At 54.8% G+C, this 12,869-nt stretch carries 13 protein-coding genes; 4 read left to right on the top strand and 9 right to left on the bottom strand.

Translation table 11 applies throughout. From position 1 onward, the window contains the following. Positions 1–194: 194 nt before the first annotated feature. The 3 genes from E1H13_RS25005 to E1H13_RS24995 form a co-directional block, all read right to left on the bottom strand. Positions 195–1,376 (bottom strand): vanadium-dependent haloperoxidase, encoded by a 1,182-nt coding sequence (locus E1H13_RS25005; RefSeq protein ID WP_169617689.1) that lies wholly within the window; start codon positions 1,374–1,376, stop codon positions 195–197. Positions 1,377–1,657: 281 nt separating this feature from the next. Continuing rightward, positions 1,658–2,458 carry a class I SAM-dependent methyltransferase gene (locus E1H13_RS25000; protein ID WP_169617688.1) on the bottom strand — a complete coding sequence of 267 codons (801 nt, stop codon included), beginning with the start codon at positions 2,456–2,458 and terminating at the stop codon, positions 1,658–1,660. Positions 2,459–2,768: 310 nt separating this feature from the next. Next, entirely contained in the window at positions 2,769–3,341 is a 573-nt protein-coding gene (locus tag E1H13_RS24995) for a cupin domain-containing protein (protein ID WP_169617687.1), read from the bottom strand. A 265-nt stretch (positions 3,342–3,606) separates the two neighbouring features. On the opposite strand from E1H13_RS24995, the gene E1H13_RS24990 reads away from it, so the two are divergent. Beyond that, positions 3,607–4,311: a helix-turn-helix domain-containing protein gene (locus E1H13_RS24990; protein ID WP_169617686.1), complete on the top strand. Its 705-nt coding sequence runs from the start codon at positions 3,607–3,609 to the stop codon at positions 4,309–4,311. Positions 4,312–4,344: 33 nt separating this feature from the next. Here E1H13_RS24990 and E1H13_RS24985 read toward each other — a convergent pair whose 3' ends face one another. The 3 genes from E1H13_RS24985 to E1H13_RS24975 all read right to left on the bottom strand — a co-directional run bounded on the left by E1H13_RS24985 (position 4,345) and on the right by E1H13_RS24975 (position 7,219). Continuing rightward, positions 4,345–5,124, bottom strand: coding sequence for a sulfite exporter TauE/SafE family protein (locus E1H13_RS24985; RefSeq protein ID WP_206071056.1), 780 nt, complete (start codon positions 5,122–5,124; stop codon positions 4,345–4,347). A gap of 354 nt (positions 5,125–5,478) precedes the next feature. Next, positions 5,479–6,003 (bottom strand): plasmid pRiA4b ORF-3 family protein, encoded by a 525-nt coding sequence (locus E1H13_RS24980; protein WP_169617685.1) that lies wholly within the window; start codon positions 6,001–6,003, stop codon positions 5,479–5,481. Between the two features lie 115 nt (positions 6,004–6,118). Beyond that, positions 6,119–7,219 (bottom strand): two-component regulator propeller domain-containing protein, encoded by a 1,101-nt coding sequence (locus E1H13_RS24975; protein WP_169617684.1) that lies wholly within the window; start codon positions 7,217–7,219, stop codon positions 6,119–6,121. Between the two features lie 632 nt (positions 7,220–7,851). On the opposite strand from E1H13_RS24975, the gene E1H13_RS24970 reads away from it, so the two are divergent. The 3 genes from E1H13_RS24970 (at position 7,852) to E1H13_RS24960 (ending at position 10,452) form a co-directional block, all read left to right on the top strand. After that, positions 7,852–9,282 carry a form I ribulose bisphosphate carboxylase large subunit gene (locus tag E1H13_RS24970; protein ID WP_169617683.1) on the top strand — a complete coding sequence of 477 codons (1,431 nt, stop codon included), beginning with the start codon at positions 7,852–7,854 and terminating at the stop codon, positions 9,280–9,282. Positions 9,283–9,474: 192 nt separating this feature from the next. Next, positions 9,475–9,885, top strand: a complete 411-nt coding sequence (locus tag E1H13_RS24965) for a chaperonin family protein RbcX (RefSeq protein WP_169617682.1) — start codon at positions 9,475–9,477, stop codon at positions 9,883–9,885. Positions 9,886–10,110: 225 nt separating this feature from the next. Next, the gene (locus tag E1H13_RS24960; RefSeq protein ID WP_169617681.1) at positions 10,111–10,452 is read left to right on the top strand and encodes a ribulose bisphosphate carboxylase small subunit; all 342 of its coding nucleotides are present in this window, start codon (positions 10,111–10,113) and stop codon (positions 10,450–10,452) included. 183 nt (positions 10,453–10,635) lie between these two features. On the opposite strand, the gene E1H13_RS24955 is transcribed toward E1H13_RS24960, so the two are convergent. The 3 genes from E1H13_RS24955 to petJ form a co-directional block, all read right to left on the bottom strand. Further along, complete coding sequence (locus E1H13_RS24955; protein ID WP_169617680.1) at positions 10,636–11,196, bottom strand: hypothetical protein; 561 nt, start codon at positions 11,194–11,196, stop codon at positions 10,636–10,638. 27 nt (positions 11,197–11,223) lie between these two features. Next, positions 11,224–12,084, bottom strand: a complete 861-nt coding sequence (locus E1H13_RS24950) for a tetratricopeptide repeat protein (protein WP_169617679.1) — start codon at positions 12,082–12,084, stop codon at positions 11,224–11,226. A 78-nt stretch (positions 12,085–12,162) separates the two neighbouring features. Then, on the bottom strand, positions 12,163–12,495 hold the full coding sequence (gene petJ / locus E1H13_RS24945) for a cytochrome c6 PetJ (RefSeq protein ID WP_169617678.1): 333 nt from the start codon (positions 12,493–12,495) through the stop codon (positions 12,163–12,165). Positions 12,496–12,869: the final 374 nt, after the last annotated feature.

The following is a 12,869-nucleotide window of genomic DNA, read 5'->3' as shown; positions in this document are numbered from 1 at the left end:
TCAACTTCCCGGTGAGTATTTACACTCGGCTGGGGCCAGAATCTGAGGAACCTCCTTAGAAATGAGCGAACCGGGAGTGGTAGTGATATGTCGCATAGAATTATGTTCCATAAAAACTTTGGACATGTTGAGTGAATCAGGGCCGGTAGGGGGTGCCTACCCTAAGCGATTTAGTTGCCTGTAGCTGGTGGGGTCTACTCAAGTGAGTGCAAGTACTTTGCTACAGCCAGCTCACCGACCTGCTGCCCCATGGCGGTGCCGACTTCATTGGCGGTGCGGTAATGCACCCCACCGTAAATGCGCGCCTGCTCGACCTCTTCTACAAAGTCGTCAAGCGTCGCAAAGCGTCGTTCTGCACCTTCGGCAGTCGGACTTGTTGTCGTTAGAAGTGGGGTGGGGTCGGTGCCAATCTCGGCTTGCAGCACGGTGCTGACCACCCCCGCCAAAATGCAGTGGGCACACGGATACTCCGGATGCATGGGGGGCTCGATATACGGCGTCCAGGTGGGATCTCGCTCAGTGGCCTGGTTGCCATCCTGATCCCCGTTACGAATGGCCGTTACGGGCCGCCAGAAGTGGTAGTAATATTTGGCCTCCATGACAGCAATCAGGGCATCGTCCATAGCCTGGGTGACAGCGGCAAACAGGCGGGCATTCTGAGTGACTTGGCGCCCAGGCTGGCTGGCAACTGACTGTATCAGTCCGTGATAAATCGGGGGATGGGTGGCTTCCCAAAAGCGAGCGATTTCGGACTGCTCGGGGCTGCGACGGCGGCTGTCTGCACTGCCAAGTGCCTTGACCTCGTTATAGTCACGGGCCCACGCCTCGCTGGCCAGATCGGGCGGTGCCTCGGGACGAAACTGAGTTGGACTGTCCATCAGCCAGGGCTGACGCTGGGGCCACTGAGGCCCGGCTGGGGCAGCGGTGGGTACGTAGACCCCTGGAGTCGTGTGTGGTCGGTAGGTCTCTGGTGTGGCAGCACCGTCATCAATCCGTTTATCCAGAACCTGTATGGCAGCCTCTTGCCCAACGGTGATACCTGCGGTCTTGGCCGCACTATCCTCTATATCGGCTAATGCCTCCTGATAGGCGATGGCGATGGCGGCCTCTTCTGCAGGTACGAGTTCTAGAAGTGTGGTGTGATTGGCTGCGGCGATCGCAGCTTCGACCGAGGCTCCAGGCGCTACCTCTAGCTGCAACTCACTGGCAGGGTAGTGTCTGGTAATGGCATTCACAGCTTCGTATACGGCAGTCTGGACAATCGCCATCGCCCGATAGGCGGACGCAGGGCCCAGCCCGCCCTCCACCAGAATCTCATCGGCGCTGGTATTCCAGTCGAGGACGACCCCCGGGTTGGGTTCGGGTGCTCTAGCCATCTGAGGAGGCGCAAGGTTGGCCTGGATGGTTTGGGCATCATCAGAAACGGGGAAATTTAACCCCCCAATCTTGGGGTTATCCGTTGCGTGAGCCCCTTGATTGAGGCCTAATTGGGCATCGCTAGTGGTTGAAACTAAAATTCCAGCCAATACCCATATAAAAATCGAGCTATAGCGCCTCATGTTGGCGACCTCCTTCCTGCTTTAACGGGGTGAGCAACCTCCTTTAGGGTCGTGAGGGAAATAGTTTTGAGCTATCCAATAAAACAGCGCGATCGCCATCAGCCTTTGGTCGCTGTGGCAATGTGTGCAGGTGAACGCAGCGCAACCGTACCATCGGGTGTAATGAACGTTTGCAGCTCAGTCTCCGCTGCCTGGAGCAGTTGTTGGTATTGAGCATCGTCAAGCTGATCAGCGAGCACCCAGCCTTTGATTTCAGTGTGCATCCACGACTGAATTGAGGGGAAGCAGGCACTGCCTTCATGGGTTTCGATCTGGACATTTTCAACCCCCGCATCGGTGAAGCGCGATCGCAAAACCTGCTTGTCCCCCAACCCAAACGGGGCTCGAATCGCCTCAGCGGTCTCATCACCAAATAATGTTTCTAATAGCTCACTAACAGCGGCGTATCCAGGGGTATTTTCTAGGCAGTCCCATACCGCTATAGCCATGTGTCCGCCTGGTTTTAACACTCTTAGCATCTCTGCGATCGCAGCCTGCTGATCCTCAAAAAACATCAACCCAAATTGACAAACAACAGCATCAAAACTGTCGCTCTCAAACGGAAGCTTCTCAGCTTGTCCCTGCCGCCATTTAATCGTCGGTACTTTACGTTTGGCGACATCCAACATCCCTACATTGATGTCGAGGCCCACAGCAGAACCGCTGTCTCCAACTCGATGGGCAACTTCGCGGGTCAGAACACCCGTGCCACAGCCCACATCCAGGGCGTTTTGTCCCGAGGAAACCATGGCGGCATCTGCCACTCGACGGGTCCACGCCTGAAAGATTGCCGGAACAAAAAACGCTTCATAAACCTCAGGGCCACTTTGGATTTTTTGTTGATTTACGCCTTCAGTCATGCAATACCTCCGATCAGCCTATGCTGTTGCCCAGAAGCCTTCATGGGGCAATTTTTCTGGGCTGCAATGTATAGCCCTAAGATAGATCGGGCAGATAGCAGCGGTCTTGAAAAAAATTGACCTCCTGGTTGAGGTGACTTCCAGGAAACGTTCTACTGATTGGTGGGCAAAGCCCACCCTACGAAAGCTAATGATCGCAACTTAGAGCAGAATTTTATTCCTCAAAAGTCTTTTTAGAGTCAGTTCAAAAGCTTGAGCGAACTGACTGCTTATCGTGATGGTCACAGCACCATTCGGCTGCTCTTCAGCATCAGCGCTGAATACCGCACTTTTGGTCAAGTCGCTGGTTCTCGGCCTCATCCACTGGCAGCGTCAGCCCTCCTTCATTAGGGGCATTCAAAATGGTCGCAATGACGATGGTTTCTTCGGTCTCACTGGGGTTAAAGGCCGAGTGCACATTGTCCCCGCCAGGGTCAATAAACATGGTTCCAGTGGGGTAAGGACGCTCGATGCAGTCATCGGCATAGATGTAGATCAATTCTCCCTGTTGCACCCCGGCTAGGGCTGGGCCTGGGTGAGTGTGCCATGGGAAAATAGCACCGGGCTGAATGGTGAACTCAACCACGGTGATGCGTGAGGGATCATCCAATTCCAGCACCTGCTCTGGTCGTCCCTCGGGCTGGAGGCGAATATCAAAACTGACATTGTCGGTGAGCTGGGTGCGATCGCTCAACGGATTAGCTGTAATCGGCTCCGGGCCACCGTCCTGATAGGCCACCAACATTGGGGCCAAAACCAGCAGGGCGATGGTGACGCACAGCGTTATCCAAAAGACTTTAATGCGATTAATGCGATCGCCAGTGCGTAATCTCTTGATAGTCATAGTGACTGAACCTCTCGTAATGTTCTGGCGCTCATGCCTGTGGTGGCACTGAGGGTGGGTATGCCCTAAACCGCTTTGCCATTGCGGACCACAAACGCATCTGTTGAGCGGCTATGGTAAGAGCCTGGTTTAACGGTACTGAGAGGGTTGAGTATTTGTTAAGTTCACCGTCTGTACTGGGGAGGGTTCGAGCTAAGGTGAAGACATGGTCGCCGGGTCAGCATACCGAAAACGGCGACAGGCTCGATATATGGAGGACATGGCGATGGCAAATCGCGGATACGGGCAGTTTTGCCCGGTAGCCCTGGCCTCTGAAGTATTGGGCACCCGTTGGACAATTCTGGTGTTGCGCGAACTGCTGTGCGGCAGCACCCACTTCAACGAACTGCGCAAAGGGTTGCCCCGCATGTCTCCGGCACTACTCTCCAAGCGTCTTCACGAGTTAGAAGAGACGGGTCTACTGGTGCGCAGATTGGATGAGGCCACCGACAGCCCGAGTTACCACCTGACTGAAGCGGGCCAAGATCTTTTGCCTGTGGTTATGGCCATTGGCGCCTGGGGCCAGCGCTGGCTAGAGTCACAACTGTCTTTAAAAAATCTGGATCCTTCCCTGCTGATGTGGGATATGCGGCGTAATTTAAACCCAGATCCGCTGCCAAACCAAAAAATCACGGTTCAGTTTCTGTACCCCGAGGTCAAACGTGGTCGGCGTCAATGGTGGCTGATTGTTGACAAAGCTGCTGAGCCGGTGGTCGATCTCTGCTGGCTTGACCCTGGCCATGAGGTGGATCTCTATGTCGTCAGCGACCTGCGGACGATGACCGCCATCTGGATGGGCATTATGACGGTCTCCCAGGCAATCGAGGACGGAAAGCTGGAGTTGAACGGCGCGCCTGAGCTACAGACCGCAATGCAAGAATGGCTGGGCCTCAGCCAGTTTGCCCAGGTGGAAAAGCAGGTCAAGGTATAACAACTGTGTCTCAGCTTCCAAGCTGAACTTGGTTTAGACCCAACTCTGATAGTTCTGCCAGGCTTGCACAAAGATGTAAATGGATAGCAACCCCAGCATCGACCGAAACAAAGTGCTGACCACCTGATCCGGCAGTTTGGGTAAAAAGCGGGTGCTAAATTGCACCCCGACTAACCCCCCAAATCCCAAAATCAGTCCTGGTGCGATCAAAATATTGCCTGCGGCCCCATGGCCAATGCAGGCAGAAATAGCGGTAATGACAATTACCCCTAAGCTAGTTTGGATCGCCACTTTAATCGGTTCCCCTAGCAGCAAAATCTGCAGCGGCACCATAATCACACCGCCGCCGACACCAAAAAGCCCGGCTAAAAATCCGGCCAGCCCCCCCGTGACCAACCGCGCCATCAGCGGCGTTAAGAGCTTGGTGGGGTTAGCCCCACGATTGACCAATTGCTTACGCAATTCCACCAGATAAATATTGACCAGCAGCAGCAGCCCAAAGGCGGCTAGCAAGATGTAGGGCAAAAATTTACCGGCCAGAAAAGCCCCCACCTGGGCGGTAATCACCGCTGGCAAGCCCAAAAGTAATACCCGCCGCCAACTTAAAAAGCCCATCCGCCAATTTTGAACGCTGCCAGCCGTAGAGGTGACCAATATGGCCAGGCTACTGGTGGCCACGGCCTGCACTGGCACGTAACCAAACGCCACCAGCATTGGCACCAGGACCACACCGCCCCCAATGCCTAAAAAACCCGCCAGCACTCCAGAAAAAATGCCCCCCAGGGCTAGCAAGACGCCATCATAGATTTCCATGGCAAGCTACTAATTATTAAACAACGTTGTGGACGAATACAACCGAACTTCCGGCCTGCCCCCTCTCTAGCTAAAAAGGTCAGATCGGTCAGCCCGAGGATCTATCGTATTCGTAATTGGGGATCTGCTTTAGTAACTGATGATTCGTTCCTGACAGAGGCTATAGCAGCAGGCAGTAGACGGAAGGCGGAAGGCGGAAGGCGGAAACATGACCACCTTTACCGGGTGGTGTCAGGTTCTGGGTTCCAGGTGTTAGAAATAGTTGGCCGGCTCATAGCGGATTTCACTCGGGTGCAGTACATCGTGGGGATCCCCCCTGACCTCCTTGGTAGCCGCAAATGAGTGGCCCAAAAATTAGTGGCCCAACTGTTGCAAGCGCTGGTTGGCGGCGGCCAGGTCAAAGATATCAGGGTTAAAGTCGTAGCCAATCGCCTGCCACAGCTGGTCATACTCAGGATCTTCCCCATCATTGAGCCGTTCCAGTAGTTCGTCGTAGCCCCAGACCCCATCACAAATTTCTGGGGGGCAGTGGCGATCGCCCTCCAAGCACTGAACCTCAGGCCCATGGTTACTGGGGTGAATGGCCTCTAGGGTGACTTTGTGCAGCCAGCCCTGGGCCGGATTATAGGTATAGAGCAGGTCATCGTTGGGGTGGTGCAGTAGGTGAGCCAGCGATCGCGTAGCCGCCTCTGGCCCTAGGGGTTGCCCCTGGTACTTAAATTGATAGGGGGCCTGCCCATCCCAGCCCATCACCGCCGCCAAGACCGGATGGAAGTCAGCTAAGGACAGGTGAGAGGGCACAGTAAACCGACGCCAGATGGGTGGCTCGCTATCTACGATTTCAACCCAGAGTTGATACACAAGGGCATCAGATGGCATAAAAGTTGAGGTAAAGAATCACGATAGTTGTCTGTGGGTGTTGGGTGTCGGGTATCGGGTTGCGGTTCACCTTGCACCTAACACCTTGCACCTAACACCTTGCACCTAACACCGCTTACCGTATACCTTGCACCGTGGGACTCACAAACCCCCAATGGGCGTGGCCTTCTCCGGTGGACTGACTCACCCACCCTAGTCCTTCACTGGTGCCTACCCACACCTTATTGCCCGTATCCGGTGACAGAGCCAAAATTCGGCCTGAGGGCAGCGATGGCACCTGGCCTAAAAGTTCGCCACTGTCGGGGCTAATTTTAAATAACCCGGTGGTGGTACCTACCCATAGGTTACCTGCCCGGTCAAATTCAGCGTTTTGAATGCTTTTGCCCCGCATACTGCCGACCGAACGCACCAGTTCGGCCCGCACGGGGTCCACCACTAGCAGTCCATTGGCCGTCCCCACCCACAGGTTGCCCCGAGGCCCTAAGGTCAACGACTGTACTGAGCCGCCTGGTAAGTTGCCCACCTGGCGCATGGGGAAAGCGCTACCGGTATTGACCTGCACTAGGCCTTCCAGGGTGCCCACCCAAAGATGGTTGTTGCGATCGAGGCTGAGGGCATTAGCGCTAACCCCCGGTAGGTCTCGCAGGGTGGTCATTTGTAAGCCGCGATCAGGGCTAATCATCACCAGGCCGCGATCGGTGCCGACCCATAGGAAGCCGCGACTATCGATTAATAGGGACAGCACCCGGTTAGAGGGGAGCTGCACATTCTGGGCCGTAATTTCATTGGTGCGGGGGTCAACCCGCACAAGGCCATTAAAGGTGCCCACCCAGATACGGCCTACTCGGTCTTGCACCATCGATTCAATGGTGCGGCTGGGGATAGAAACCCGTCGCTGGATTTGCCCGGTTTCAGGGTTGATACGGGCTAGCCCAGCCCAGCCCCCGACCCACAAACTGCCGGTGAAGTCGGGCACCAGGGCGGTGACCCGGTAGTCGTTTGTTACCCCCGCCTGGGCGATCAACTCGGGATTGGCGGCGGTGGGGCTGGCGATCGCCTCCTCAGGTCGATCCCCTTCGACCCAAGGCACAGCCTCTAGGAAGGATGGCCCAACCAATGTCGATACAATCAGCAAACTTAACACCTCAGTTCCCTCCCCACGGTGGATCGGGGTGACCTGCGATCGCGTTTCCCACTTCCAAGCCTTGCTGGCCATTGCTGGGGCTGTGGGAGAAAGATGCGATCGTTATATACCCCTCTGAGGGTCACAGTATACGTTCAATGATTTAAGTCAGAACACCAAAACCAGCGAAATCCCCTTCAGAGGTTGTTTGAAAAGCCAAAGAACGTCTCAGGTTATACCTGTGGAGTAGGCCAATATCCTCAAACTTCAGCGGGTTTAAGGCCTCTTGGCAGCAAACTATACCTGGGATGACCTGTTTCAAACAGCCTCTCAGACAATCTAGATCGGCCCTGTCTACCCAAAAAATCTCTGCTCTTTACCACGAACTGAGCTTGAAAAGATCAACTTTAAATAACTTGAGAAATACACACCTAGGTTCATCTCCATCGATAACTTTAGGTTATGAATGTATACAGATCTTCCAAAATTAAACTTATCCAATCGCTGGTAGTATGCTAAAGCATAAGGTAATTAGCAATACCGAAAGTGCTTGCAGGGCAACTACTTCATGAGTTGCTTTGTTTTTGCTGTCGTCTCGTATTTGTGGACATCTGACAGGGTCTTGGGCTGAGCAAAGGTTTTCTTTCGCGAAAGAAAACCGGTTTGTTTGTGGCTAGGCTGCAGAGGTTCGCGTGAGGGATTCTTAGATTCACAGGAAGGGAGATATGTCTTACTCTCAGACAACGACTCAGTCAAAAGCTGGATACAGCGCCGGGGTTAAGGACTACAAGCTGACCTATTACACCCCGGACTACACACCAAAAGATACCGATATCCTGGCGGCGTTCCGGATGACCCCCCAACCCGGCGTGCCTCCTGAGGAGTGCGGCGCGGCGGTAGCAGCGGAGTCTTCCACCGGCACCTGGACCACGGTGTGGACCGACCTACTGACCGACATGGACCGCTATAAGGGCCGCTGCTACGACATCGAGCCCGTACCCGGCGAAGATAACCAGTACATCTGCTACGTCGCCTATCCCCTCGATCTGTTCGAGGAGGGATCGGTCACCAACCTGCTCACCTCTCTGGTGGGTAACGTATTTGGGTTTAAGGCCTTGCGTGCCCTACGCCTCGAAGACTTGCGCATTCCCGTGGCCTACCTGAAGACCTTCCAAGGGCCGCCCCACGGTATCCAGGTGGAGCGCGATCGCCTCAACAAGTACGGTCGCCCCCTGCTGGGTTGCACCATTAAGCCCAAACTGGGTCTGTCCGCCAAGAACTACGGTCGGGCTGTATACGAATGTCTGCGCGGCGGCCTCGACTTCACCAAAGATGACGAAAACATCAACTCCCAGCCCTTCCAGCGCTGGCGCGATCGCTTCTTGTTTGTAGCCGACGCCATCCACAAGGCCCAGGCTGAAGTCGGTGAGATTAAGGGGCACTACCTGAATGTCACGGCGGCCACCTGCGAAGAGATGCTGAAGCGGGCCGAGTACGCTAAGGAACTGGGCATGCCGATTGTCATGCATGACTTCCTGACTGGCGGGTTTACCGCTAATACCACCCTGTCTCACTGGTGTCGCGACAATGGGGTGCTGCTGCACATCCACCGCGCCATGCACGCCGTGATCGACCGTCAGAAGAACCACGGTATTCACTTCCGAGTGCTGGCCAAGTGTCTGCGCATGTCTGGGGGTGACCACATCCACACCGGTACTGTGGTCGGTAAGTTGGAAGGCGATCGGGCCAGCACCCTAGGCTTCGTTGACCTGCTGCGCGAAAACTACATCGAGCAGGACAAGTCGCGCGGCATCTACTTCACCCAGGACTGGGCTTCCATGGGTGGTGTGATGGCTGTGGCCTCTGGCGGTATCCACGTGTGGCACATGCCCGCTCTGGTGGAAATCTTCGGCGATGACTCGGTTCTACAGTTTGGTGGTGGTACCTTGGGTCACCCCTGGGGTAACGCGCCTGGGGCAGCCGCTAACCGCGTAGCCCTAGAAGCTTGTGTTCAGGCCCGTAACGAAGGCCGGAACCTGGCCCGCGAAGGGGGCGATATCATCCGCGAAGCCTGTAAGTGGTCTCCTGAACTGGCCGCCGCTTGCGAACTGTGGAAGGAAATCAAGTTCGAGTTCGACACCGTTGATACGCTCTAAGCTGGCCTGCAGGTATTTCAGGCCTGCTTTCTAGCGAGTTGGGGGCCTCTAGGTAGCCCTGGGGTAATGGACAAACATTCCAAAACCTTGAGAATGCTGTCTAAGTTACCGAATCTTCTAACGCTTCGGGGTTAGATCAGGGCTACCAATCGCCCCCTGGTGGGGTCTACATCAACCGTTCAAGAGACACCGATGGACCTTAAGCAAGCGGCTAAAGACACCGCTAAGGTGCTCACAAGCTACCTGACCTTTCAGGCCGTGAAAACGGTGCTGAATCAGCTGAAGGAAACCAACCCTGCCCAAGCCTATTGGTTAAACACGTTTTCTACAAAGGAAGCCCTTCAGGATGGGGAAGCCTACCTGGATGCTCTTTTGAAAGAGAAGGCGGACCTAGCAATGCGAGTTATGACCGTGCGGCAGCATATTGCTGAGGGAATTTGCGAATTCCTGCCTGAAATGGTCGTACTTAGTATCCAGCGAGCCAATATGGAACATCGCCGCCAGCACCTGGAGCGCATTACCCAACTTGGGGAAGCAGAGAATGTGGTCGAAGCGGAACTGATTCAAGAGCCGACCACCGACTCTGATGCCTCGATGGAGTAAGTTGATCCGTTTTAGCCTTGGCCTTCACTGTTTGGCCGAAGCGACATAGGGATAAGCGTATTCCAGCGAAAAACGTCCGCAGTATGGACGCTGAACTCAGCCAAGTGGGTGGGTCTAGCCAACCAACATATTAGATGGCGTCATTAGCTGGAACACTCTAAACCCGGTTTAGTTCAAGTTCTGTCGGTAACCGCCGACATTAACCATTTCACTTAGCGAGGACCTATGAAAACTCTGCCTAAAGAGCGTCGTTTTGAAACGATGTCCTATCTGCCCCCGCTGACCGATGCTCAGATTGAGCGGCAGATCGCCTACATTCTCAAAATGGGCTATTTCCCGGCGGTGGAGTTCGACGAGAACTCTGACCCCGAGACCTACTATTGGACCATGTGGAAGCTGCCCCTGTTCAACGCTACTTCCACTCAGGAAGTACTGAGCGAAGTGCAGGCTTGCCGGTCTGAGTACTCTGATTGCTACATTCGAGTCGTGGGTTTCGATAACGTTAAGCAGTGTCAAATTGCCAGCTTTATCGTCCACAAGCCCGGCGCTAGCGGCTATCGGTACTAAGAAGACTCTGAAGAAAGCAGATCCCCCGTTTAGCCAGCGATCGTCGCTGCAGTAGGGTGGGCAGTGCCTACTTCTGAGACAACTTAACGTAAGGCAACGAGGCAACCGGTAGGCAGATGAATCTGCCTACCGGTTGTGGTTTTTCAAAAGACATTTGGCAGCCAAAAGCCCTTGATAGCCCTGCTACGGCTCGGGCACTTCGATGACTACGGTTGATTCAATCGCCTCACCATTATGGGTCAAGGCTTCATGGCCATTGGCATTGAGACTGACGGTAATCTGGTTGCGGCCTGGGGGTAGCTGGGGCAGATGTAGCCAGGGACCATAGACCCGAGCGCCCTTTTCGCCATTGATGTATAGATGGCCATGGCCAACGTTGGGCTGGTTGGGCTGGTTGACTTGCTCTGGAGTAAAGCGAAAATGGGTGGTTTGAATTTCTAAGTTCCAGCCACGCATTGGGTCAGGGTGGGCCACCAAGGTAATGGTTGGCACAGGCTGACCAGCAGGAATTTCCAGGGTACCGTGGCCATGGTGATGCTCGCCAGAGTCAGCATGGTCATGATCGGTGTGATCTTGATCGGTATGGTCGTGGCTGTGGGATTGGTTATCAGCCAACTCGGCACTGTGCTCCGCCTCCTGAGGCCCAGCAGTGGAGGACGTCGGGCTACAACCCAGGGCTAACCCTAAGGTAATTAGAACAAGGACAAAGGATGACGGGATACTAAAAAATCGTTCAAGCAACATGGAGCCTCTCTACAAATACATCAAAAGCTATCCCACGGCAGCTGTGGAAGTTTGCCACTCATTCAGCAGGGTCAAAATATAGTGATGCAGCTGCGGTTGCCCCTGCGATCGCGCGCAGTTGGCTGCCTGGTGCAGGTCGGCTATGGCCCCAGGCGCATCACCCAGGGATCGCCGAATTAAGCCCCGTTTCAGGTAGGTATGGACATGGCTGGGGTCAAGCATGAGCACCTGGTCCAGATCGGCTATGGCCTCGGCCAGGCGACCCATTTGGTGGCAAGCACAGCTGTGGTTAAACCAGGCCCTTGTATCCTGGGCATCGAGGTCGAGGGCTGCTTCGAAATCGCGCAGCGCCGCTTGGGGATGTGCCGCCATCAGCTTGGCCAAACCGCGATCGTCATAGATATCAACCAAGGGGTTTGGGTCTGCAGTCAGGGTCGCCGCCTGGTCAAAATCAGCGATCGCGGCTTCAAAGTCATGCAGCGCCACCTGCACCAACCCTCGGTTATAGTAGCCACGGAAATCCTGGGGATGGCGAGTCAAGACAGCGGTGTCGTCAGCTAACGCCTGGGGGAAATGGCCCGTGCGATAGAATGCCAGCCCCCGGTTCAGCCAGGGTTCTGGCCGTTGCTCATCTAGCTGGATAGCCTGACTGCAGGCGGCAATAGCAGTTTGATAACGCCCGAGTTGTACCAGGTTTAGACAGCGATCGCCCACCTCTGCCGCCAGATCACCTTGCTCTTCCATGCCGGGCTCTCCGGTAACCGAGGAAACAGGAGGAACATCCCCCAGGGTCAGGCTAGTCCCTGGGGGAGCCGCCTGAACCCACCCCGCTGGATATAGCCACAGCATCAGCCCCAGCCCCAACCCCAGGATTTTGCCTAAATTCATGGCTATGCCTCCCGCATAAACTAAAAAACCCCAACTCTCCACAGACCTGGGGCAATTGAACTGGAAATCAAACCCGCTTTACCACCCTTGCTCAGCCTGGCTAAGCACATAGGCCGCTACATCGGCGATGTCTGCATCGCTGAGTCGCCCCTTGAACGCAGGCATGGCATTTTTACCGTTGGTCACCTGGGTGGTAATCGCCTCAGCGGAAGCCATACCATTGGCTTCTAAATCAGCCAGCTTCAGGGTCTTTGCCCCGTTAACCACATTGCCACCACCGATGTGGCAAGCCACACAGCTATTGGCAAAAACTTGCTGCCCATGGTCCAGATCCGCAGCCCAGGCCGTCGGTGCCATCCACAGCGTCAGGGCGGTGACAACTGCCGCCATTGTCCACAAAAGTTTTCTCATTGGTTTTACACGTAAACAAAAAACTCCTCTCGCCAGGTATTGTCTATGCCCAGGACAGGGGAATCAAAAGACAGCCTGTCAAATATTACAGAGTGCAAAGCAGAAATCGAGAAGAGGTAGGGTGATAGGCTTAGGAAGCCGCTTAGAAAAATTTTGAATTTTGAATTTTGAATTTTGAATTAAGACCCTGCCAATAAAACGCTTTCACTTGGGAGTTCAGAATTTTGTAGGATAGGCATCCTGCCTGTCCCAGCTAAGCAGGCGAGACGCCTGCCCTACAAGACCTGCGGGAATTACAAATCCAAAATCCCCCCATCTCCCCATCCCCCCATCTCCCCATCCCCCCATCTCCCCATCTCCCCATCTCCCCATCC

The organism is Nodosilinea sp. P-1105, assembly GCF_012911975.1.
In the GTDB taxonomy this organism is placed as follows: Bacteria; Cyanobacteriota; Cyanobacteriia; order Phormidesmidales; family Phormidesmidaceae; genus Nodosilinea.
Note: the sequence above shows the minus strand (reverse complement) of the source record. Positions and strands in the feature narration are given on the sequence as shown.

Coding starts and splice junctions, on each gene's coding strand:
- E1H13_RS24985 (WP_206071056.1), bottom strand. CDS start 5,124: ATGGAAATCTATGATGGCGTCTTGCTAGCCCTGGGGGGCATTTTTTCT.
- E1H13_RS24995 (WP_169617687.1), bottom strand. CDS start 3,341: ATGACTATCAAGAGATTACGCACTGGCGATCGCATTAATCGCATTAAA.
- E1H13_RS24960 (WP_169617681.1), top strand. CDS start 10,111: ATGAAAACTCTGCCTAAAGAGCGTCGTTTTGAAACGATGTCCTATCTG.
- E1H13_RS25005 (WP_169617689.1), bottom strand. CDS start 1,376: ATGGCTAGAGCACCCGAACCCAACCCGGGGGTCGTCCTCGACTGGAAT.
- E1H13_RS24970 (WP_169617683.1), top strand. CDS start 7,852: ATGTCTTACTCTCAGACAACGACTCAGTCAAAAGCTGGATACAGCGCC.
- E1H13_RS25000 (WP_169617688.1), bottom strand. CDS start 2,458: ATGACTGAAGGCGTAAATCAACAAAAAATCCAAAGTGGCCCTGAGGTT.
- petJ (WP_169617678.1), bottom strand. CDS start 12,495: ATGAGAAAACTTTTGTGGACAATGGCGGCAGTTGTCACCGCCCTGACG.
- E1H13_RS24965 (WP_169617682.1), top strand. CDS start 9,475: ATGGACCTTAAGCAAGCGGCTAAAGACACCGCTAAGGTGCTCACAAGC.
- E1H13_RS24950 (WP_169617679.1), bottom strand. CDS start 12,084: ATGAATTTAGGCAAAATCCTGGGGTTGGGGCTGGGGCTGATGCTGTGG.
- E1H13_RS24990 (WP_169617686.1), top strand. CDS start 3,607: ATGGCAAATCGCGGATACGGGCAGTTTTGCCCGGTAGCCCTGGCCTCT.
- E1H13_RS24980 (WP_169617685.1), bottom strand. CDS start 6,003: ATGCCATCTGATGCCCTTGTGTATCAACTCTGGGTTGAAATCGTAGAT.
- E1H13_RS24955 (WP_169617680.1), bottom strand. CDS start 11,196: ATGTTGCTTGAACGATTTTTTAGTATCCCGTCATCCTTTGTCCTTGTT.
- E1H13_RS24975 (WP_169617684.1), bottom strand. CDS start 7,219: ATGGCCAGCAAGGCTTGGAAGTGGGAAACGCGATCGCAGGTCACCCCG.